The following is a 20107-nucleotide window of genomic DNA, read 5'->3' on the forward strand; positions in this document are numbered from 1 at the left end:
CCGCGTTCCCGGCTAGGGCGCACCTTTGCTTCTTCCCGCCCTGTACTCCGCGATGGCCTGTGCGGCCGTCGGATTCGACATCGCCATGCCGTTCACGAAGACGGCCGGCGCGCCGCGCTTGAACACCTCGACGGCGCGGTCGATCCCGGCCATCTGTTCGCTGGTCGGATCCGCCACGTCGAAGGAGAACCCGTCTCCCCTGACGACCGGGATGCCCAGCCGCTCGAGCTCCCGGACGAGGGACTCGGTGCGCTGCGCCTGCTCCGATGGGCAATTGCGCGGGGCGAGCACCAGCACCGCGTTGCGCGCGACGCCAGCCGGCATCTCGACCGGCACGAAGCCGTTGGCGCTCGCGGCGACCTCGCCGGCAACCTCGCGGCCCTGCCACCACTGGTAGGCGCCATAGAGCCCGCACCCCAGTAACAGGATCGTCAGGATCCGCATGAACGCAACCTCCGCTGTCCGGCGGCAATCTTCATTGAGTTCTTCCCTCATTCCCCGGTTGTGGCCGTGTCCGATCAGCCCCGTGTTCCCGGACGCAACCGCGATCACCCTTCCCCACCACGTTCATCCCCCGGTCGCACGAGTCGGTCGGTGAGCATGGCCCGCTCCGCATCGCTTCTGGCGCGACGAAGAATGGCCTCGTTCCTCCGGCCCGATCAAGGGCGCACGGGGCGCGAGTCCGTCTGCGGCGAGCGCCGGCCAGGCCAGGCGGGCAGCGGAATCCCGCGCGCCTGCATCACGCCGCTGCGGACGACCTCGTACACATCTTCCAGCAGCATCCCCTGCGAGCACCAGACCCTGCCGTTTGCGATGCGCCAGTGTGGCTGGTCGCCGGCACGGTAGCCGGCGAGCATGTGTTCGGACAGCTCGGACTCGAGCGCGATCTCCCGCCGGAACCTCAGCGTCCTCAGTTGCGGCGAGGGCTTGCCGGCAGGATCGCGGCGGATGTCGCCGCAGGAAGCCCACTGTCCGTCGACCGTCCGATGCACCGGAACCGCCTGGTACTTGTGGAGCCACGGCCCCTCGTCGGACAACGCCACGAACAGCAGCGCATTGCGGAAGCGCGCGAACGCCGGGAACCCGTAGTGGTCGGCGACGCTGAACCCCACTTCTGCGTTCGGGTAAGCGCCGGCGATCGGCTCCAGCACGCGGTACCGCGCCGCATACAGCGAATCCATGCTGATGCAGCCGCGCTCGCCGGTCTTCTCGAACTCCTGCTCGCACGGGTCGGGTGCTTCCTCGATCGAGATGCGCTCACCCACGAAGACGAACGTCTCGACCGGCTGCGGCCCGACGGCTGCCGCCGGCGCCGGATAGAAGAGCGCTCCGACTGACAGGAGCAGCGGCGCACACATAACGCAGTTGATGAGCATGCGTCCGAACTCCGTTTCGTACTCTGCCGGAAGCCCCGGCCTTGGCATGGATCGTATGGGCGGCGGTGACCACCCAGCGTGGGTCCGCCAGCACCCCGTGCCCTTCGCCTGGCATGTCGACAAGCGCCGGGAACTCCGTCGCGGGAACCCGGTACTGCGTGTCATCGACGTCATGCCGGATCACGATCGCGCTGGCGGACGAGGTTGCGGCAAGCAGGATGGGCAGCAGCAATCGCACCATGTCCTGGCCCCGATCCTCCGAATCGCCTGTCAGCGATCAATGGGCCAGACGACGACGCTGCCCACAATCAGCGACAGGGAGACGAACGCCAGCATCGAGGCAAGCCCTGGATGGCGGGTGAAGCGGGGACGCGCTGCCGCGAGCGTTGGATTGGCCAGGACAAGCACACCCAGAAGCAGCCAGCCGCCCGCGCCCAGCCATCCCGGAAGTCCCTGGAACCTGGTGGGCGACAGGTAAGCAACGACAGCGCACAGTCCCGCAATCCAGAGGTGTGCACGTGCGTCCGTGCTGGATGTCCCATCTTGCGACATGTGAACCTCCCTTTTCGAGCGCCACCGGGGCCTGGCCCTGAGTGCATGAACCCGCGCCGCAACGTCTTTCCTGTTCCCGGCGGCGGGGGCTGCGAACGAACCGCAAGGTTTCGTCGGCACCCGCTTCCAGAATGCAGCCTCCCTGGCCATGAGTGTAGCCATCCGGGGCGTGCCGGTGGAAGCCGCCGGCTCCGCAGCTGCCGATCGGAGGGGACCAGGTGCAAGGCGAACCGGATTCTCGGCGACGAGGTCGAGACGCCTGTTTTCCGACCCCTGTTTCCGCTACCCGGGCGTGCAGGCCTGGGCGATGGAGAGGCTGTTCTCGTACAGGTGGTGGCGGGTGGTCCCGCCATCCTCCACGGTCAGCCGCAGCGCAGACGGACGCGCGAAGAGCACATGGTGCATCCGGCCGACCTCTTCGAAGTTCGAACGCGGCGGGCCACCACGCCTCATCGGGCCGGGGCCACGCCCGGAAGAATGGCTTCCCACCTGTCCCGCCGCGGAAAAAAAGAAAGGGAGGCCTGCCCGGCCTCCCGTTATGACGTTATAAGCCGCCCGGGGGCTTGCGACAAGCCCCGTCGCCCGGGGCAGGATCGGCGCCCTGTCGATGGGACAGCACGGGGAGCGAAGCATGACCGACCAGGCAACGACCTACTACCACGGCACCCGCGCGGACCTGCGCGAGGGCGATCTGATCGGGCCCGGCCGCAGGTCCAACTTCGGCAGCAGGAAGCCGTCGTCGTACGTCTACCTGTCCGCCACCCTCGACGCTGCCATCTGGGGCGCCGAACTGGCCGCCGGCGAGGGGCCCCAGCGGATCTACATCGTTGCCCCGACCGGGCCGATCGAGGACGATCCCAACCTCACCGACAAGCGCTTTCCCGGCAATCCGACCCGCTCCTATCGATCGCGCCATCCGTTCCGCGTCGTGGGCGAGGTGATGCAGTGGACCGCGCATCCGCCCGAGCGCCTGGCGCAGATGCGCGCGTTCCTCGCCAGCCTCCCCGAAGCCGACGCCGATCCGATCGAAGACTAGCCCGCGTCGTCGCCGCATCGATCGGCACGGGCCATCGGGAGACGAATGCCGCCGACAACACTTTCGACGAACGGGCTTTCCGGTTCGCCTGGCCGACCCGGCGCTTCAGGACGACGGGACCGGCTCGAAAGGATGCGGGTCGGGCCAGCGCAATTCGCAGCAGACCCGTTCGGCGGAGACCCGCATCTCCAGCTGCCAGCCGATGCGCACGGCCAGACGCCGCGCGATGTCCAGGCCGATCCCGAAACCCGGCGCATCGGCTGCCGCCGGCGGGTTGCGGATCGCCAGCTGCGTGGCATCGGCTTCCACTTCGATCGTGCCTGCGCCGCCGTGCTGGATTGCGTTGAGCAACAGGTTGGCCAGCAGCGTTTCGACCGCTTCCCACGGCGCATCCCACCGCAGTCCCGGTGCGACGTGCACGCGGAACGTCTGCCGCCGCGTGGCGGCCAGCGGCTGCAGTTCATCGGCCAGCTCCCGCAGCGCCGATGCCGCATGCGTGGGCTGCGCGCCCGCCAACGTCACCTCGCTGGACAACCAGAGGATCGCGTTGCCCGCGCGCTCCAGCCGCGACAAGGCGCGCTGCAGGCGCTGCAGCGCCGGAGACGTGGTGTCCGCCTCCTGCAGCAGGGCCAGGCTGGTGCGTGCCGACTGCAGGGGCGTGCGCAGTTCGTGTGCGAGGAACGCCAGGGTCTCGCGTTCGCGTTCGACGGCCGCATGCCGGCCGCGCCAGACCTCGGCGTGCAGCAGCAGGATCTCGGCGAACTCGCCGACCGGCTCGGCACGCGCCAGCGCCTCCAGGCTCGCCGGATCCGGCGTCGCCCGCACCTGCGCCACGAGTCTGTGCGCATGCCGTTCCGCACGACCGACGAAGGCGTTGGCCAGCAGCCACGCACACAGCAATGCCAGCACGAATGCCGCCACCGCATAGGCCAGCCCAGCCGGGAGGCGCGGCGTGACGGTGAGCTCGCCAGTCACGTCGTACAGCAGCACGGCGCGGCCACCGTCGGCAGCCGGCACCAGCCGCGCATGCACGTAGCGGCCATCGTCGCGTCGGAACTCCGCCATCGCGCCGGTGCTTCGGTTCCCGAGATGCCTCTGCTCCCGTGGCGAGAGCCCGGCGAACGGAACCAGCGTGAAATGCTCGGGCAGGGACGCCCTGCGCGTATCGGCCGGCAAGGTCGCCGCGACCGTCTGCAGGCGCCGATCGATGAAGCTGTCTTCCAGCACGAACAGCAGCAGCAGGGTGATGCCCGCGAACAGCAGCGACAACAGCGCGGCGAACAGCATCCAGCGCCGGACCAGCGCCTCCCGCAGGCTACGCCGGCGCATCCATGGGCTCCCCGCTGAAGCGATAGCCCACGCCGCGCACGTTGGCGATCAACGGCACGCCGAACGCGCGCAGGCAGTGCTGCCGCAGCTGGTAGACGTGCATGCGCAGCGGATCGCTGTCCGGCGGGTCGCCCTGCCACAGTCGCTCGCACAGGACCTGCCGGGACACCGAGCCCGGGCTCGCCTCCATCAACGCGCGCATCAACACGAGTCCGGTGCCATGCAATGGCAGGGAATCGTCGCCGCGCGCCAACAGGTGGCGCTGGATGTCCAGTACGTACGCGCCGACGCGCAGCTGCGGGCCGCCGGCGTGCGCCGTGTGCGTGGTGATGGCCCGTGCGCGCGCCAGCAGCTCCGCCGGGGCGAACGGCTTGACCATGTAGTCCACCGCGCCGGCCGCGAACGCGGCGAGCTTGTCGTCCAGCGAGCCACGCGCGGTGAGGAACAGTACCGGTGCGCGCATCCCGCCCTCGCGCTTGAGCGACTGGCACAGCGCCATGCCGTTCTGGTCGGGCAGGTTCACGTCCAGAACCGCCAGGTCGAACGGTTGCGCCTGCAGCCGCGCACGCGCCTGCGCCGCGTTGTAGGCGAAGTCGACCACCACGCCATGGCGGCCCAGGTAATCGCCGATGCCGGCGGCGATGTCGACATCGTCCTCCACCAGCAGCAGTCGCAATGGCGGCGCGCGCAGTTTCACCGGCCGGTCCCGTCGAGGTCCGTGCGAGTGTAATCATCCATGCGCGAGGCGTTGCAAGTGCCAGGCGTCGCCCCAGCGCCCCTGCATCGCGGCCACCAGCGCATGCATCAGCAGCAGGTGCTTGCCTGCCCCGGGCGCGGACTGCCTGGCGTCCAGCGCGGCGTCGATGCCGCCGCGACGATAGGCCTCCATCACCCGCACTGCCTGCTCCTCGCGGGTCGCTTCGCGCGCGACGGGCGGATGGCCCAGCGCCGTCACCATCGCTTCGGCCACCGACCAGGTCGACCACGGGTTCTGCCCGGTCACCAGCCGGCCATCGACCACGGTGTTGTCCAGGTACAGGCCGCCTTCGACGAACCGCGCGCCGCGCTGCACGAGCGCGTCCTGCAGCAATGCGTCGAAGCGCTGCCGCGCGTCCTCCATCAGGAACAGTTCCTCGGCATTGGTGAAGCCGGTGACGCGGCGTCCCCGCAGCAGCGGCGTGCCGTCGTCCAGGGTCACATCGAGCAGCGCCGCCGGTCCGTGGCAGACAGCGCCGATCACGCCGCCGCTGCCATGCACCTGGCGCACGATCCGCGCGATGTCGGCATCGCCGGGGAAGTCGAACATCGCGCCCTTGCCGCCGACGAAGTACACCGCCGCATACCGGGAGCCGTCCACCGTCTCCAGCGGCAGGCTGGCGGCAAGCTTCGCCCGCGCCGGCGCGTCGTTGAGGAAGGCATGGTCGGCCGCGCCCATGTCCTCGTCGTCCACCCGCATTGGCGGCGAACCGCCCTGCGGGCTCGCGATGTCCACCGCATAGCCGTTGGCGATGAAGGTGTAGTAGGCGCGCGAGAGTTCGGTCAGTTCGAAACCGGCGCGCTTGTCGGTGCCGGGGAAGTACCCGGCGCTGCTGACCACCGCGAGGATCCGGCCGCGCGCCGGTGGGGGCGCGTTGCGCATGAACGCCAGGTCGGCCACGGTGCTGCGCGGGTCCGCCGGTGGCTGGCTGCCCAGGTCCAGGCTGTACACGTACAGACCGGCGCCTGCAGCCAGCATCACGACTGCCGTCAGTGCGCCAAGCAGCAGCCGCTTGATCCAACGCCGCATGTTCCGCCTCCGGGGCCGTGCCCCACGTTCAAGATGTGGCCACGTTGCACCGGCGATGTAGAACGAAGATCAATCCAGGCCGCGGATGGCCGTGCCTTCCGGTCGAGCCACCCGGGTGATCGGCCGTCGAGGCGCCCGGCGGGTCCCGGTCGCCGGACCCGCATGCAACGGCCGAATGCGGCCAGTACCGCGCGCTGCCGTTGCCCAGACTGCGGGCTCCCCCACAGGAGACTCAGACATGGCAGCACAGGCACTGGCCGGCAGGACGGCAATCGTCACCGGCGCGAGTTCGGGCATCGGTCGCGCGGCGGCACTGCGGTTCGCGCGCGAAGGCGCGCGGCTGGTGGTGAGCGGCCGCCGCGCCGATGCGCTGGCGCAGCTGGTCGGCGAGATCGAACGCGCGGGCGGCGAGGCGATCGCCTGCGCGGGCGACGTCCGCGACGAGTCGCACAACGACGCCCTCGTCGACACCGCGCTGGCGCGCTTCGGGCGTGTCGACATCGGCTTCAACAACGCCGGCGGCACCGGCGCCATGGGGCCGGCCAGCGAGATGTCGCTGGCCGACTGGCGCGCCACCATCGACACCAACCTGACTTCCGCGTTCCTCGGCGCGCGACGGCAGATGCAGGCCATGCTGGAGGCCGGCGGTGGCTCGATCATCCTCACCTCGAGCTTCGTCGGGCATACCGCCGGCATGCCCGGCACCGCCGCCTATGCGGCCGCCAAGGCCGGCGTGATCGGCCTGGCCCAGGTGCTCGCCGTCGAGGGCGGCCCGCACGGCGTGCGCGTCAACGCGCTGCTGCCCGGCGGCACGGACACGCCCGGCGCACGCGATTTCATCGAAGAACCCGCATCGCGCGCCTTCGTCGAACAGATGCACGCACTCAAACGCATCGCCGATCCGGACGAGATCGCCGCGGCCGCGCTGTTCCTCGCCTCGGACGCCTCCGGCTTCGTCACGGGCAGCGCGATGCGGGTGGATGGCGGGGTGTCGATCAGCCGGACGTGAGGGGGGAGGTGTGCCCAGCTTCCAGAAGCCGGGGCCGCTCCAACGCTGGATTCAATTCCCTCCGTCCCCTTTGGTCGCTGCGCTGGTCGATACGGATACCGATGCGCCGTAGTCCAGGTACGTTCGCACCTGGCCATCGCGGATGAAGTCCGCCAACAGTCGGAGGTAGCCCTCGGGATTCCGGGTGGACACGCGGTCGCCGTCGGCCGTCTGCTCGTACTGGTAGATCCCGTGGTCCGTCCCAGCGAACACCGCGGTCGTGATCGGGCGTCCCGCGGCCTGCAGTCGAGCCAGGCGACGCAGGGTTTCGCCGATGGGAGCGGCCCTGTCGTCGGCGGCGAGCACCCACAACTGCGGCACGTCGAGGTTCCGCAACACCGGCATCGGGTCGTACTGCAGCGGGATACCGTCCAGCAGCACGGGTCCCTGCGCGCGCAAGGTCGCTTCGGGCATGTCCAGCAGGTGGCCGGTGATATTGCCGCGCACGTGCGGGAACCATGGTTCATCGCCGTACTTCGCCCGCACCGCTTCGATCCGTTCGTATCCGCCCCGGAAACCGTTGAGCATCACCGCAGCGGTCGCGTCCGCGACTTCCATCGCATGGGCCACGATCTCCGGACCGTGGCCCTGGCGCGCCATGTCGTAGACGATGGCTTCCCGGTCTTCGTCCAGCGGCGACACCGCCAGGCCGTAACTGGCGATCACGAAATCCACCGGTTCGATCCGGGCCGCCAGCGGCGCGGTCCAGCCGCCCTGGCTGGTGCCGAGGTAACCCACACGCGTGGCGCGATCGCCGGCCAGGCGGCGTGCTTCGCGGGCGGCGGCGATGGCATCGTTGGCCAGCAACAGGTAGTCGTGGGTGTACTGCCCCCCGGACTTCCCGGTCCCGCGCTTGTCGTACACGAACACGCCGATGCCCTGGCCCGGGAACAGGCGCTGGTGGGCATAGAACTCCAGCGCGGAGAAGTCCTCCGAACCGTGCACCAGCACGACGACCGGGACCGGTCCGTCGCCGGGCGGCATGACCAGGCGGCCAGCCAGGGCGACGCCCGCGCCCTGGAACCGGGTATCGAGGGTTCGCAGTCCGACGCGGCGACCCTCCTTGCCGTCGAAGCGCAGCGTGCCCGCAGGGCAGTCGAAGCGCACGTCGATGCCGTCGCTGCGCTCCGTCCAGCCGAGGCGACTGGTCCAGTGCCCTGGCGTGGTCTCGGTCAGCGACCCGGTGCGGCCCTCCCAGGTCCGCCAGCGAAGACGTTCTTCGTCGCTGTTTCCGATATCCACCTGGCGACCGTCGCCGAACTGGTACAGGCCCACGCCGCACGCGGCGTCGGTTCCAGTCCGGGCCGGGGCCTCGTTGGCGAAGGCGAAGGCGGCGACCAGTGCAAGCATCCGGATGTACACGGCGACCCCAAGGTGGACATTTACGTAAAGCTTTACCTAAAATCGATCGCAACTCAAGCCGGGTCAGCATTCGATGGCCGACTACATCCAGCAGCAGGGCCCCGCATACTTGGCCCACCTGCTCAAACGCCTGTCCGACCACCTGGTCGAAGGGGCCAGCATCTGGTATCCGCAGGTCGGGGTGCGCGTCCCGCCCCGCACCACGTCCACCTTGCTCGCACTCGACGACATGGGGCCGCTGGGCATCACCGAAATCGCCGCCTGCCTGAGGCAATCGCATCCACTGGTGATCACCTGGGTGAAACAGCTGCAGGCGCTGGGTTGCGTGGAGTCGCGCTCCGACCCCGACGATGGCAGGCGCACGCTGGTGCACCTGACCCGACAGGGACGCCGGGAGGTCGAGCGCCTGCGCACCGCCCTGCTGACGATGGAACGGGCTTCGCGAGACTTGATGGACCAGGCCGGCGATGGCCTGTTCGAAGCGCTGTGGCGCATGGAAGCCGCCTGCCGCGAACAAGCCTTCGCCCAGCGTCTCGCCGCGTTCGCCGCACCGGCCGCCGGTGTGGAGAAGACGTCCCGGACGAAGAAAGCCGCCAAAAAAGGGACAAGGAATAGGCAAGGAATAGGGACGGAGGGAATTAAAAGGAATAGGGACGGAGGGAACTAAGGGATTCCCGACAGCTTGCTGCGGAATTCGCCGGCTGCGCGCAAGCGATGCCAAGGGCAGGATGGTGCTTCCTCTCCCTTCTCCCCTGCTGTCATGCCACGCCTGCCTCGCCTGGAACTCCCTGGCATCCCCCTCCATGTGACACAGCGTGGCGTCAACCGCTGCGCCATCTTCCTCGACGACGACGACCGCCACCACTACCGGCGCGTGCTGCGCGAGGCTGCCCGCCGGCATGCGGTCGCCATCCATGCGTTCGTGCTGATGGACAATCATGTCCACCTGCTGCTGTCCGCGAACCGCTCCGGCGACATCTCGCAGACCCTGCGGCGCGCCGGCCAGACCTACGTGCAGTCGTTCAACCAGCGCCATGGCCGCGTCGGCACGCTCTGGCAGGGGCGCTTCAAGTCCTGCCTGGTCGACTCGGACGCCTATGTCCTGCGGGTGATCCGCTACATCGAACTCAATCCCGTGCGCGCGGCGATGGTCGAGCGTCCCGAAGACTTCCGATGGTCCAGCGTGCACACGCACCTGGACAGGGCGCGGGACCCGCTGATCGTGCCGCATCCGGTCTACCAGGCACTGGGCAGCGACCCGGCCAGCCGTGCCGTGGCCTACCACGCGTGGCTCGACGCGCCGATCGATGCCGGGGAGGTGGCGCGAATCCGTGCCTATCTGACACAGGAGAAAGCGCTTGGCGAGCCGCGCTTCCAGGCGATGGTGGAGAAAGCCCTCAATCGCCCCGTGGCATTGCGGCCCAGGGGGAGGCCGAGAGCCGAGCTTCCTGCGGGCGGGGCGGGAGGTTGATTCCCTCCGTCCCCTGTTAAGTCCCTTTAAGTCGTCCCCTTTAAGTCAATCCAACAGACAGAGAGGGCGCTGAGCGCACCCTCCCTGACCCTGAGTGATCTATCAGGGGATCTGGCAGCCGTGTAACCGCAAGCACTGATAATACTTGAACTCGCACCTACTACCGCCATCAGCCAGGCACTGATCCCGTACAACGGCACAGTTGTTTGGTCGGCAGGCTGAGTATGCAGCGCCTGACAGAAGCGTCAACATGACAGCCGTAAACAATGTGACCTTGATTGGAGATTGCGTCTTCATCGTCTCACTCCTTTGGTTTGATGAACGTTCCCCCTGAACTAGCAGCATACGACATTAGTTCCTGAGAGGCCCAGCCCCTTACGGTTTTCCAGTTTCCCTACTGTAGGTGCCGAGAGCCTGTCGTGTGCACCCGATAACGTATCGGTGTAGCAGCAGCACCAAACGGAACCACTAAACGCACTAAACCACTAAACGGGACGGAGGGAATTAAGCGCACTAAACCACCAAACGGGACGGAGGGAACTAAGCAGGCGCTGACACCATTGTTGCGGCTGGGTTTAATCCCCTCCGTCCCCTTTAAATCCAGCGTGCACACGCACCTGGACAGGGCGCGGGACCCGCTGATCGTGTCGCATCCGGTCTACCAGGCACTGGGCAGCGACCCGGCCAGCCGTGCCGTGGCCTACCGCGCGTGGCTCGACGCGGCGATCGATGCCGGGGAGGTGGCGCGAATCCGAGCCTACCTGACACAGGAGAAGGCGCTTGGCGAGCCGCGCTTCCAGGCGATGGTGGAGAAAGCCCTCAACCGCCCCGTGGCATTGCGGCCCAGGGGGAGGCCGAGAGCCGAGCTTCCTGCGGGCGGGGCGGGGGGGGTTAATTCCCTCCGTCCCCTTTAAGTCCGAGCTTCCTGCGCGCGGGGCGGGGGGGTAATTCCCTCCGTCCCCTTTAAGTCCGTCCCCTTTAAGTCGCCCTCGCCAGGTGCTTGCGACGGATGAACTCGGCATGCGGCACGGCCAGCAGGTCGGCGACGCGGCGGACCATCAGTTCCTCGTGCTTGTCCAGGCGCGCGTCGGCGAACGCAACCCGCCACAGCCACTCGACGAGCTCGGCGCGCTGGGCCGGATCGAGCCCCGGCCGCAGCTCCCGGGTGAACTCGTGCAGCGAAACCGACTGCCGCCGCGCCTCGTGCGCCTGCCCGATCAGCGACGCCAGCTCGTCCGGGGGCATGCCGAAGGCCGCGGCCATCGCCTGGTGGACGACGTCGAGTTCCACGTCCTCGCCGCCTTCCGCGGTGACCGCCATCTCCAGCAGCAGCGCCGCCGCGGCCCGCGGCAGGGCATGTGGATCGTCGCCGGGCTCGTGGCTGTTGACGATGCGGGTGAGCGCCTTGAACCAGTCGGTCACGAGGATGCCTGCCTGTGTCTCGGTGGATCGGATGAACTGGGGTCCGCCACGGGGTTCTCAACCGCTGAACGGGACGGAGGGAATCAGGCAGGCCCCGACACCATCGTTCCCGCCGGGTCCGGTTCCCTCCGCCCCTGTTGCTGCCGCGGGAGAAGAATGGAAGCCGCAGTCCGTACGCCCGCCGGATTGTCGATCCGCGGCCGCCCGGCTCGTCGCACCAGCGAGGGCCCCCACGCGCCCGCCCAACGAACCGGAGACCGCACATGCTCAGCCTGCCATGCATCGTCGAACGCAGCGCCACGCCCTACGTCGCGCTCAGGAAGCACGTCACGCTGCCGTTCGACGACGAGATTCCCGCCATCCTCGCGCAGCTGTCCGCATACCTGGCGCAACGCGGCCTCGAAGCGGCCGGGCCGGTGTTCTTCAAGCACAATGTGGTCGACATGCCGTACCTGCAGATGGAATTCGGCGTGCCGCTCGCGCATCCGGTCGAGGCGGGCGGCGAGTTCACCAGCGGCGTGCTCCCGGCCGGCCCCCACGCCGAGATAACCTACACCGGCCCGTACGAGGACCTGATCACCGTCAACGCCGTGTTGATCGGCTGGTCGAAGCACGCCGGCCTGGTGTTCGACAGTCGGCAGCAGCCGGACGGCGAGTGGTTCGCGCACCGCTCCGAGATCCTGCACAACAGCCCGGCCGAGGAACCAGATCCGGGCAAGCTGCGCACGACGGTGACGATCAAGCTCAGGGAGCCGTAGGCACGCGCCAGCAAAAAAAAGGACGGAGGGAATCAAGGCTTCCCGCCAGACTGCTGTGTCCGTCAGTTGGACACCATTGATTGCGCTTTGATGTAACCGGGAAGCCTCCCCGCGCGAATACACAGCCATGACCACGCTGCTGACCCTTACAGGTACTGCGTTCCCCCAAGACCGACATTGGCTCGAACGAGGATTCATTTCATGGCTGGCCGCCTGCATATCCGCCTGAAGAACCGGTTATTCACAGTGGCGGCAGCTGCTGCCTTGCTGGTCGCCTTCGCACCGACGGCGTGGGCTGCTCCGCTGGTGTCCTCCAGCTCGACGACGACCTATCACAGGGTGGAGATCGACGGCGTCGGGATCTTCTACCGCGAAGCCGGACCGAAAGATGCGCCGACCATCGTCCTGCTGCATGGCTTTCCAACATCGTCCCGCCAGTACGAAGCGCTCATCCCGCTGCTGGCCACCCGATACCACATCATCGCGCCGGACTACCCGGGTTTCGGACAGAGCGACGCCCCCGCCCCATCCGCCTTCCCCTATACCTTCGACCATCTCGCCAGGGTCATGAATGACCTGCTGGTGCGCCTCCGGATCGAGCGCTACAGCCTGTACGTCCACGATTATGGCGCGCCGGTCGGTTTCCGGCTGATGCTGGCGCACCCGGCGCGGCTGGACGCGCTCATCACGCAGAACGGCAATGCGTACCGGGAAGGACTGGGCAGGAAGTGGCCCGGCATCACCGAATACTGGGCCGACCCGGACGGTCACCCGGAGGTGCTCGACGCCTTCCTGTCGTTCGACACCACGATGCAGCGCCATACCGCCGGCACATCGCATCCGGAGCGCTACAACCCGCAGGCGTGGCTCGATGAATTCGCGCACCTTTCGAAGCCCGGCCAGCGCGCGATCCAGTCGGCGTTGCTCTACGACTACCGGACCAACGTTGCGGCCTACCCGCAGTGGCAGGCCTGGCTTCGCGAACATCAGCCGCCGACCCTCGTCGTGTGGGGAGCCAATGACCCGTCTTTCATCGCCGCCGGGGGCGCGGCGTTCAGGCAGGACGTCCCCGACGCGGAAATCCACCTGCTCGACGCGGGCCACTTCGCGCTCGACGAGAAGACCGACGAGATCGCGCGCCTGATCCTCGATTTCATGGCGAGGCGTTCAGCCACCAAACGGGACGGGGCACATTAAGCAGTCCCTGACACCACACATCCAGCCAGGTTGAATACCTTCGTGCCCGTTGTTGCTCCTACTGTTCCCAACAACTTTTCCGCCAATGGGAGCGGGTCCGAAGACGACAATGACCGCGGGCCGGTACCCTCGTTCCTTCAGTCCGACTGCGACCAGGCCAGGGTTGGGGTGACCCATTCGGGAAGCGGCCGGTACAGGAAACCATGGCTCAGGCCCGTCGAAAGGGCGCGTTCCTCGAATTCACCGACGGTCGGCTGGCTGGCGACGACCGACCTGCAACTACCACCGTAGGGATCTCCCTCCTCGTAGATCGAGAGCACGTGGCCATGCAGCTCGGGCTTGAGCTCATCGCGGACCCAGTCGTTGCATGCGCCGAGCAGGACGAACCGCAGCGAGCCACGCTGCATCCTGTCCGACGCCTTCATGGCGATGATGGAGCCGATCGAAGCGCCCACGATGGTGATGTCGCTTTCCGCGACCCCTGCCGCCAGCAAGCCGTCGACGAGGCCTGCGACGTCTCCCGCGGCCCGGTCGGTAGTGGAGTCCGCGGACCTGACAGGCGCATGCACCACGGCGCCCGTCCTTCCCAGCGCGGACACGATCTCATCGAACATGTAGCGCCCGTACTCGGGACTGACGGCGTCCTTGCCCTGCTGCTCGACGATCCTGCCGTGCAGGTACAGCACATGCCGGGAACCCGCGATAGCGGAGGCGCGTGCATCGTCGTCGTGCCGCGCCGCGCGCACGCCGGCACCGCCCGCCATGACCAGGAAGGCCAGCGCGAAGATGAGCGTGTGTGTCTTCAAGAAGCGCTCCTGCGGATGCAGAGTGGCAACGGGACGGAGAAAGGCAAGCCACCCTGCCATCTTGCCGCGGGGTTCAATTCTCCGGGGAAGAATGACCCTGACACCATTCTTGTTTTCCGCCCCCTTGTTCTCAGAAGGCCCGCTGTCCGGATGTCTAACGGAGCCTTGGGCGGACGTTGGAGATGTGGATGAGCGCGGCACCGACGCCGAGCAGGAACGTAAGGGCGTACTGGATCATGTGTTCCCGTGGATGCACCAGCATTCCGATCGCGATCGCCGCCACCATCCAGAGCGAACTCCTGAAAGCGAACCTGCGCAGGCTTTTCCGGTCCTCGAAGCCGAAGTAGCCGCCATAGCGAAATATGCCACCCGGGCGAAAGCGGTACACCCACACCCACAGCGCCAGGTACCCCGCGAACAGCGGCGCCACGACTTCGATCATCGCCTTCATGCACTGTCGCTCACGTGGATGCCGTCCGCCGCCTGCGCCGCCCGCAGGACATCCATGGCCGCCCGGGCCTGCCCAACCGGCACGAACAGGTGGTCGTGGCAGACGCCGGCCACGACGTTGCAGCTGATCCCGGCCTGTGCGAGTGCCTGCGAGAACGCGGCGGTCAGGCCGACGGCAGACAGGTCCGAGTGGACGGTGAGGGTGATCCAGGCGGCGGTGAACGCGACCGGCAGGCCCAACTCCACGGCAACCTGCTCCGGGATGATGACCGAGAGCCCTTCGGGTTCGCGAATGGACGCAACGACATGGGCCGGGTCGAGCGGGAATCCGGCAGGCAGGGTGACGAACGCGTAGCGGCCTGGATCGAGTTCCGGCTGCATGTGGAGCAGCAGCTCCTGGAGGTCGGCGATCGCCTGCATTGCTTTGCCCTTGCTTGTTGCGGTCCAGCAGAAGGCGTTCGATCTCCCCCCGCTCGTCCAGCGCGCGCTGGAAGTCGGCGGGAGACGCCTGTTCGCTTTCGGCGAGCCTATGGCTTGTCCGAGGGCCGGTACAAGCGCCACGTGCCGCTCCGGAGGGAGCAACCGAGCAGGTCAGCCTCTGCGTCCCTTTCGTCGAGCCGGGGAGGAGCATGTCCCTGACACCTGTTTGCCTCCCCTTGGTCCCCGCTTCCGCAAGAATCGGGGTCAAGAGTTCCCTTCATCGTCCGATAGATGTATTGATGGCCACGGTCGGCCGGCCGCGGGCCGGGAAGACGCGGGTCCCCGCCTGGCCGCTTTTCACTGTGCAACGGGTGAGGGGCAGCATCGTTGCCGTTCCCGTCATGGAGCCACGCTCATGCCAGCACGGGAACCAGGAAAGGCGCACGGCGAGATGGGGGCAGATCAGGCCGGCGCACGCGGATGGCCGTCCAGCTCTCTTCTTTGGGCGTTGGCGTTGCTGCTGCTGGGCCTGCTGGGCACCGCGGCGATCGCGCGTCACGAGTGGGCGCAGCAGCAGCGGCAAGCCGACCTGCTGCAGCAGGCCTTGGCGACCGGGGCGCAGTCGCGCATGCGCCAACCGCTGAACGGGGCGGCGATGGTGCTGCGCTCGATGCAGACCGTGTTCCTGTCCAGCAAGGGCATGAACCAGCAGGAGTTCGCCCACTACCAGCAGAACCTGCGCCCGCACGAGCTGGCACAGGGCTATGTGCTCACCGCGTTCGCGCAGCGCCAGGCCAGCCCCGACCATTCCGGGCCGGACGCGTATCGCTACCAGTTCGTGGCGCCGCTGGAAGGAAACGAGGTCCTGCTCGGCTTCGATATCAGCCGACAGCCGGCCAACCTGCGGGCGCTGCAGCTGGCGCGCGACCGTGACCTGCCGACCGCGTCGGCCCCGTTCCAGCTGCTGCAGTTCCAGGACGGGGCGGAGAGCGCGCTGGGCATCACCGTGCGCCTGCCGGTCTATTCCCACGGCACGGTTCCGCTGACGGTGGCCGAACGCCGTGCCCGCGAGATCGGTGCGCTGGCGGTCAGCCTGCGGCTGGAGCCGATGATCACCCGGGCGCTGGAGGGCCGGGTACTGGACGACATGCATGTGCATATCCGCGATCTGGACGCGCCGCCGGGCCAGGACCTGATATTCGCTTCCGCGCAGCCGGCCCCGGCGCTCCCGCAGCAGGTGCGCCGGATGGATTTCGGCGGCCGCCGCTGGGAGATGCGCCTGTGGCCACGCAGGGACACCGCCGAATGGGGGCAGCTGCGCGCGATCCTCGTCGCCGGCACCACGATCAGCGTGCTGCTGGCGCTGCTGCTGTGGTCGCAGATGACCACCCGGCAGCGTGCGGTGGAACTGGGGCGGCGGATGAGCGCGCGCTTCGGCGAAAGCGAAGCGCGCTTCCGCACCCTCAACGAGCTGCTGCCGGCGCTGGTGCTGCTGGCCAATGGCGATGGCAGCCGGATCACCTACGCCAACCAGGCCTCCCGCGAGTTGCTGGGCGATGTGGTCGGGCTGCCCCTGTGCGCGCTGTTCGCCAGCATCCGCGCCTGCGAGGACGCCATCGCCATGGCGACGAGCGGCAGCGGCTGGCGCAGTCAGGAAGCGATGCTGGCCCCGGCAGGCAATGCCCCGTTCTGGATCAATGCGTCGCTGGCGCAGGTGGAGGTGGAGGGCGTTCCGCACCTGCTGATGGTCGCCACCGATACGAGTGCGCAGCGCGCGATGACCGAGCGTCTGCATTACCAGGCCACGCACGACGAGCTGACCGGGCTGTGCAATCGTCGCGAGTTCGAGCGGCTGCTGCGCGAAGCGCTGGCCGGTCATGACGGGACCGTGGCGGCCGTGCCGTTCGCGCTGCTGTACTTCGACCTGGACCAGTTCAAGCTGATCAACGATCTGTCCGGACACGCGGCGGGCGACCAGTTGCTGGTGCAGCTGGTGCGCGCGATGCGCGCCGAACTCGGGCCCGGCAGCATCCTGGCCCGGCTGGGCGGAGACGAGTTCGGCGTGCTGGCGCCCGGCGTGGACCAGGCGCAGGCCGAAGCGCTGGCCGAGCGCATCCGCCGCGCCATCGAGCGGCACATCTTCCGCTGGCACGAACGCACCTATACGCTCAGCGCCAGCATCGGCCTGGTCATGGTCGAGCGCAGGGGCAGCACGCTCAAGGACCTGCTGGCCTGGGCCGACAGCGCGTGCTACCAGGCCAAGGAGAGTGGGCGCAACCGCGTCTGCACCTATCGCGACGATGCCGCCAGCACCCACCGCATCGGCGAGATGGAGTGGGCCAACCGCCTGCGCGGGGCGCTGGAGCAGGGACATCTGCTGCTCGACTACCAGGAGCTGGTGGCGCTGGACCCGGCGGCAGATGCCGGGATGCATGTGGAGCTGCTGCTGCGCCTGCGCGACCCCGCGGGCGGCGTGATCCTGCCCGGGGCATTCCTTGCCGCGGCCGAGCGCTACGGGCTGATGCCGGCCGTGGACCGCTGGGTGATCCGGACCGCGCTGGCCAACTTCTCGCGGCTGCATCCGTGCGGCGCGCAGCTGCAGAGCTGTTCGATCAACCTGTCCGGTGCCAGCGTCGAGGACGACGGCCTGGCGGATTTCATCCTCGACGCGGTGGCCACGTTCGGGGTGCAGCCGCAGCGACTGTGCTTCGAGATCACCGAAACGGTGGCGGTGCGCGACCTCAAGCGCGTCGCCCAGGTGATCGAGCGCCTGCGCGCGGCCGGGTGCCGGATCGCGCTGGACGATTTCGGCGCCGGCATGTCCTCGTTCGGTTACCTGAAGAACCTGCCGGTGGACAGCATCAAGATCGACGGCAGCTTCGTGCGCGACCTGGGGCGCGATCCGGTGAGCCGCATCATCGTCGATGCGGTGACCCGGATCGGCCACGAGCGCCGTCTGCGGGTGCTCGCGGAATGGGTGGAGGAGGAGAGCGTGCTGTCGGTACTGCGCGAGCTCGGCGTGGACTATGCCCAGGGCTTCCTGCTGCACCGGCCCGAGCGGGTGGCGTTCCAGCGTGGACAGGCCGGTCCCCGTTGATCGAGTCGAACCGCGACAATCGGTACTGCGTGTTGAGGATCATCCTTCTCCATCCGGTGCCTGGACCGCCATGCCGTGATCGGCATGGTGCTCAGCGCGCACGAAGGCGTCCGCACACAAAGATGTCAGCGACAATGGACGCCTGCCCACCGAGGCGAGTAGCCGTTCCGTGCCACGGCATGTCCCACCTGCCTGCTTACGCTCGCAACCGGGCGAAATGTCCCTGACACATTGCTCTCCGTTGTCTGCAGCGGGCCGGTCCCATCCGGTACCAGGTGCTCCTGGCTCCGGTACCGGAATGCTTTCATGTACAGAATAGTGTTCAATTGAGCCTCTTTTGTTTACTATTCCAGACATGAGAAGCCAGACCAAGACGCTCCCCATCCGCCTCCGCAAGCCGGTTTCCGCTCTCGGAAAGCGGCTCGCTGACGCGCGCGTCGCCCGCAGGATCAGCCAGTCCCTGATGGCGGAGCGATGCGGCGTTGCCCGGGTCACCATCTCCAAGCTGGAGAACGGCGACCCCTCCGTGAGCATGGAGACGCTGTTTCGCTACCTGGGGGTGCTGGGGCTGGAGGGCGACATAGACCTGTTGGCCGGCAACGACAAGGTGGGTCACGAACTGGCCATGGCTCAGCTTTCCCGCAAGGGCCGCAAGCCCGCTGACCGCGCGGTGTCGCGATGAACGATGTGGCGCCGCTGGACATTGCCGGCCTGACCGCGGTGGAGGTGCTGTACGACGACCATGAGCGGGATGAGCCTGTGCTGGTGGGCCGGATCCTGCGCGATGTCACCCGGAGTGGCGATCGGCTGAGCTTCGTGTACGACGAGGGATGGTTCGGTGCCGATGGCTGCTTCCAGCTGGATGCCACCCTGCCGCTCCACGCGGGGCGTCACTTCATGGGCAGCGAGGGAGGGGTGGATGCCCTCGCCCCGGCGTTCGACGACTGCTCCCCTGACCGCTGGGGCAAGATGCTGATGAAGCGGCGCGAGGCGATGCGGGCAAAGGCCGAGGATCGAAGGATTCGCGGCCTGCGCTCCTGGGACTACCTTCTGGGCTCGCCGGACTCTGCACGCATGGGGGCGCTGCGGATGCGCGATCCGGGTTCTGGCCGATGGCTGGACGACTCCGCACTTGCGGCCCCTCCCGTGACGCGCCTGGGTGAGCTGGAGGCAGTGGCGCGGGCAGTCGATTCCGGCCGGGACCTGGCGGCCGAGGAGCAGGTGTGGCTCCGTCAGCTGATTGCCCCTGGCGCCTCCCTGGGGGGCGCCAGGCCGAAGTCGGGCTTTGCCGGCGTCGATGGGCAGTTGTGGCTGGCCAAGTTCCCGGGGGCCGACGACGAATACGATGTGGGCCGCTGGGAGTTCATCACCTGGCAGCTGGCCCGGCAGGCGGGCATCTCCATGCCGGATGCCAGGCTGCTGCGCCTGTCGGCCAATGGCCATACCTTCGCGGTGCGGCGCTTCGATCGTGACAACCAGGGGTGGCGCATCCATTACGCATCGGCCATGACCCTGCTCAACGCACCCGACAGTGAGGGAGTGAGCTACCGGGACATCGCCGACGAGATCGGGCTGTCGGGCGCGCCCGGCGCGATCGCGGACGATCTGGAACAGCTGTTTCGCCGGGTGATCTTCAACATCCTGGTCGGCAACCGGGATGACCACCTGCGCAACCACGGGTTCCTGCGCATGGAGGGTGGGTGGCGTCTCTCCCCGGCCTTCGATGTGAACCCGAACCCGCACAAGGATGTGCACGTCCTGGGGATCGCGGGTGACGATCCCGCTCCCGATGCGGGGGGCGCGCTGGCGGACCACCGGCACTACCGGCTCACGAAAGCCCGGGCAGGGGAGATTGCCGACCAGGTGCGGGAAGCGGTGGCCGGCTGGCGGACGGTGGCAAAGGCTGCCCGGGCACCTGCTGCGGAGATCGACCTGATGGAGCCGGTGATCGACAGCGCGCGCTGAGCCCTGGTCTGGTGACCTGGCCCCACCGAGCC

21 protein-coding genes and 1 pseudogene are annotated in these 20107 nt (G+C 68.0%); 9 read left to right on the plus strand and 13 right to left on the minus strand.

What is annotated here, in order from left to right:
• Positions 1-12 precede the first annotated feature (12 nt).
• The 5 genes and pseudogenes from FZO89_RS12415 to FZO89_RS18875 form a co-directional block, all read right to left on the minus strand.
• A complete protein-coding gene (locus FZO89_RS12415) occupies positions 13-495 on the minus strand; it encodes a hypothetical protein (protein ID WP_149103551.1) in 483 nt (160 codons plus the stop codon).
• Between the two features lie 164 nt (positions 496-659).
• Positions 660-1376 carry a hypothetical protein gene (locus FZO89_RS12420; protein WP_187471141.1) on the minus strand — a complete coding sequence of 239 codons (717 nt, stop codon included), beginning with the start codon at positions 1374-1376 and terminating at the stop codon, positions 660-662.
• Positions 1377-1431: 55 nt separating this feature from the next.
• Positions 1432-1617: pseudogene (locus FZO89_RS18870) on the minus strand (trypsin); the annotation flags it as partial.
• A 29-nt stretch (positions 1618-1646) separates the two neighbouring features.
• Positions 1647-1928 carry a hypothetical protein gene (locus FZO89_RS12430; protein ID WP_149103553.1) on the minus strand — a complete coding sequence of 94 codons (282 nt, stop codon included), beginning with the start codon at positions 1926-1928 and terminating at the stop codon, positions 1647-1649.
• 282 nt (positions 1929-2210) lie between these two features.
• Complete coding sequence (locus tag FZO89_RS18875; protein WP_262378642.1) at positions 2211-2333, minus strand: hypothetical protein; 123 nt, start codon at positions 2331-2333, stop codon at positions 2211-2213.
• 226 nt (positions 2334-2559) lie between these two features.
• On the opposite strand from FZO89_RS18875, the gene arr reads away from it, so the two are divergent.
• Complete coding sequence (gene arr / locus FZO89_RS12440; RefSeq protein ID WP_222928118.1) at positions 2560-2964, plus strand: NAD(+)--rifampin ADP-ribosyltransferase; 405 nt, start codon at positions 2560-2562, stop codon at positions 2962-2964.
• A gap of 105 nt (positions 2965-3069) precedes the next feature.
• Here arr and FZO89_RS12445 read toward each other — a convergent pair whose 3' ends face one another.
• From FZO89_RS12445 to FZO89_RS12455, 3 genes are read right to left on the minus strand one after another with little or no spacing between them, the layout of a single operon-like run.
• The gene (locus FZO89_RS12445) at positions 3070-4293 is read right to left on the minus strand and encodes a sensor histidine kinase (protein WP_149103555.1); all 1224 of its coding nucleotides are present in this window, start codon (positions 4291-4293) and stop codon (positions 3070-3072) included.
• Complete coding sequence (locus FZO89_RS12450) at positions 4280-4990, minus strand: response regulator transcription factor (protein ID WP_149103556.1); 711 nt, start codon at positions 4988-4990, stop codon at positions 4280-4282. Before FZO89_RS12450 ends, FZO89_RS12445 begins: the two co-directional genes overlap by 14 nt.
• Positions 4991-5023: 33 nt before the next feature.
• On the minus strand, positions 5024-6079 hold the full coding sequence (locus FZO89_RS12455; RefSeq protein ID WP_149103557.1) for a type 1 glutamine amidotransferase domain-containing protein: 1056 nt from the start codon (positions 6077-6079) through the stop codon (positions 5024-5026).
• Between the two features lie 238 nt (positions 6080-6317).
• Between FZO89_RS12455 and FZO89_RS12460 the strand changes: the two genes are divergently transcribed.
• Positions 6318-7088, plus strand: a complete 771-nt coding sequence (locus FZO89_RS12460) for an SDR family oxidoreductase (protein ID WP_149103558.1) — start codon at positions 6318-6320, stop codon at positions 7086-7088.
• Positions 7089-7139: 51 nt separating this feature from the next.
• On the opposite strand, the gene FZO89_RS12465 is transcribed toward FZO89_RS12460, so the two are convergent.
• The gene (locus tag FZO89_RS12465) at positions 7140-8477 is read right to left on the minus strand and encodes an alpha/beta hydrolase family protein (protein WP_149103559.1); all 1338 of its coding nucleotides are present in this window, start codon (positions 8475-8477) and stop codon (positions 7140-7142) included.
• 85 nt (positions 8478-8562) lie between these two features.
• Between FZO89_RS12465 and FZO89_RS12470 the strand changes: the two genes are divergently transcribed.
• Positions 8563-9156, plus strand: coding sequence for a MarR family winged helix-turn-helix transcriptional regulator (locus FZO89_RS12470; RefSeq protein ID WP_149103560.1), 594 nt, complete (start codon positions 8563-8565; stop codon positions 9154-9156).
• A 93-nt stretch (positions 9157-9249) separates the two neighbouring features.
• On the plus strand, positions 9250-9960 hold the full coding sequence (locus FZO89_RS12475; RefSeq protein ID WP_149104163.1) for an REP-associated tyrosine transposase: 711 nt from the start codon (positions 9250-9252) through the stop codon (positions 9958-9960).
• Positions 9961-10938: 978 nt separating this feature from the next.
• Here the strand turns inward: FZO89_RS12475 and FZO89_RS12480 are convergent.
• Positions 10939-11382 carry a tellurite resistance TerB family protein gene (locus FZO89_RS12480; protein WP_187471142.1) on the minus strand — a complete coding sequence of 148 codons (444 nt, stop codon included), beginning with the start codon at positions 11380-11382 and terminating at the stop codon, positions 10939-10941.
• Between the two features lie 263 nt (positions 11383-11645).
• Here FZO89_RS12480 and FZO89_RS12485 point away from each other — a divergent pair, with 263 nt between their 5' ends.
• Positions 11646-12140 (plus strand): GyrI-like domain-containing protein, encoded by a 495-nt coding sequence (locus tag FZO89_RS12485; protein ID WP_149103562.1) that lies wholly within the window; start codon positions 11646-11648, stop codon positions 12138-12140.
• Between the two features lie 201 nt (positions 12141-12341).
• On the plus strand, positions 12342-13337 hold the full coding sequence (locus FZO89_RS12490) for an alpha/beta fold hydrolase (RefSeq protein ID WP_149103563.1): 996 nt from the start codon (positions 12342-12344) through the stop codon (positions 13335-13337).
• Between the two features lie 137 nt (positions 13338-13474).
• On the opposite strand, the gene FZO89_RS12495 is transcribed toward FZO89_RS12490, so the two are convergent.
• From FZO89_RS12495 to FZO89_RS12505, 3 genes are all read right to left on the minus strand, one after another.
• Positions 13475-14203: a hypothetical protein gene (locus tag FZO89_RS12495; protein ID WP_149103564.1), complete on the minus strand. Its 729-nt coding sequence runs from the start codon at positions 14201-14203 to the stop codon at positions 13475-13477.
• 94 nt (positions 14204-14297) lie between these two features.
• Positions 14298-14594, minus strand: coding sequence for a hypothetical protein (locus FZO89_RS12500; protein WP_149103565.1), 297 nt, complete (start codon positions 14592-14594; stop codon positions 14298-14300).
• A complete protein-coding gene (locus FZO89_RS12505) occupies positions 14591-15013 on the minus strand; it encodes an ACT domain-containing protein (RefSeq protein ID WP_149103566.1) in 423 nt (140 codons plus the stop codon). Before FZO89_RS12505 ends, FZO89_RS12500 begins: the two co-directional genes overlap by 4 nt.
• A 514-nt stretch (positions 15014-15527) precedes the next feature.
• Here FZO89_RS12505 and FZO89_RS12510 point away from each other — a divergent pair.
• The 3 genes from FZO89_RS12510 (at position 15528) to FZO89_RS12520 (ending at position 20075) form a co-directional block, all read left to right on the plus strand.
• Positions 15528-18110, plus strand: a complete 2583-nt coding sequence (locus tag FZO89_RS12510) for a bifunctional diguanylate cyclase/phosphodiesterase (RefSeq protein ID WP_262378643.1) — start codon at positions 15528-15530, stop codon at positions 18108-18110.
• Between the two features lie 355 nt (positions 18111-18465).
• Positions 18466-18792: a helix-turn-helix domain-containing protein gene (locus FZO89_RS12515; protein WP_149103568.1), complete on the plus strand. Its 327-nt coding sequence runs from the start codon at positions 18466-18468 to the stop codon at positions 18790-18792.
• A complete protein-coding gene (locus FZO89_RS12520) occupies positions 18789-20075 on the plus strand; it encodes a type II toxin-antitoxin system HipA family toxin (protein ID WP_149103569.1) in 1287 nt (428 codons plus the stop codon). The genes FZO89_RS12515 and FZO89_RS12520 overlap by 4 nt, the downstream gene beginning before the upstream one ends.
• Positions 20076-20107: the final 32 nt, after the last annotated feature.

Origin of the sequence: Luteimonas viscosa, from assembly GCF_008244685.1 — a bacterium.
GTDB classification, from domain to species: domain Bacteria; phylum Pseudomonadota; class Gammaproteobacteria; order Xanthomonadales; family Xanthomonadaceae; genus Luteimonas; species Luteimonas viscosa.

What these genes read in the sequence shown, in the direction of transcription:
- FZO89_RS12415 (WP_149103551.1), bottom strand. Translation starts at nt 495, where the DNA reads ATGAGGGAAGAACTCAATGAAGATTGCCGCCGGACAGCGGAGGTTGCG.
- FZO89_RS12420 (WP_187471141.1), bottom strand. Translation starts at nt 1,376, where the DNA reads ATGCTCATCAACTGCGTTATGTGTGCGCCGCTGCTCCTGTCAGTCGGA.
- FZO89_RS12430 (WP_149103553.1), bottom strand. Translation starts at nt 1,928, where the DNA reads ATGTCGCAAGATGGGACATCCAGCACGGACGCACGTGCACACCTCTGG.
- FZO89_RS18875 (WP_262378642.1), bottom strand. Translation starts at nt 2,333, where the DNA reads ATGCACCATGTGCTCTTCGCGCGTCCGTCTGCGCTGCGGCTGACCGTG.
- arr (WP_222928118.1), top strand. Translation starts at nt 2,560, where the DNA reads ATGACCGACCAGGCAACGACCTACTACCACGGCACCCGCGCGGACCTG.
- FZO89_RS12445 (WP_149103555.1), bottom strand. Translation starts at nt 4,293, where the DNA reads ATGCGCCGGCGTAGCCTGCGGGAGGCGCTGGTCCGGCGCTGGATGCTG.
- FZO89_RS12455 (WP_149103557.1), bottom strand. Translation starts at nt 6,079, where the DNA reads ATGCGGCGTTGGATCAAGCGGCTGCTGCTTGGCGCACTGACGGCAGTC.
- FZO89_RS12460 (WP_149103558.1), top strand. Translation starts at nt 6,318, where the DNA reads ATGGCAGCACAGGCACTGGCCGGCAGGACGGCAATCGTCACCGGCGCG.
- FZO89_RS12465 (WP_149103559.1), bottom strand. Translation starts at nt 8,477, where the DNA reads ATGCTTGCACTGGTCGCCGCCTTCGCCTTCGCCAACGAGGCCCCGGCC.
- FZO89_RS12470 (WP_149103560.1), top strand. Translation starts at nt 8,563, where the DNA reads ATGGCCGACTACATCCAGCAGCAGGGCCCCGCATACTTGGCCCACCTG.
- FZO89_RS12475 (WP_149104163.1), top strand. Translation starts at nt 9,250, where the DNA reads ATGCCACGCCTGCCTCGCCTGGAACTCCCTGGCATCCCCCTCCATGTG.
- FZO89_RS12485 (WP_149103562.1), top strand. Translation starts at nt 11,646, where the DNA reads ATGCTCAGCCTGCCATGCATCGTCGAACGCAGCGCCACGCCCTACGTC.
- FZO89_RS12490 (WP_149103563.1), top strand. Translation starts at nt 12,342, where the DNA reads ATGGCTGGCCGCCTGCATATCCGCCTGAAGAACCGGTTATTCACAGTG.
- FZO89_RS12495 (WP_149103564.1), bottom strand. Translation starts at nt 14,203, where the DNA reads ATGGCAGGGTGGCTTGCCTTTCTCCGTCCCGTTGCCACTCTGCATCCG.
- FZO89_RS12500 (WP_149103565.1), bottom strand. Translation starts at nt 14,594, where the DNA reads ATGAAGGCGATGATCGAAGTCGTGGCGCCGCTGTTCGCGGGGTACCTG.
- FZO89_RS12505 (WP_149103566.1), bottom strand. Translation starts at nt 15,013, where the DNA reads ATGCAGGCGATCGCCGACCTCCAGGAGCTGCTGCTCCACATGCAGCCG.
- FZO89_RS12515 (WP_149103568.1), top strand. Translation starts at nt 18,466, where the DNA reads ATGAGAAGCCAGACCAAGACGCTCCCCATCCGCCTCCGCAAGCCGGTT.
- FZO89_RS12520 (WP_149103569.1), top strand. Translation starts at nt 18,789, where the DNA reads ATGAACGATGTGGCGCCGCTGGACATTGCCGGCCTGACCGCGGTGGAG.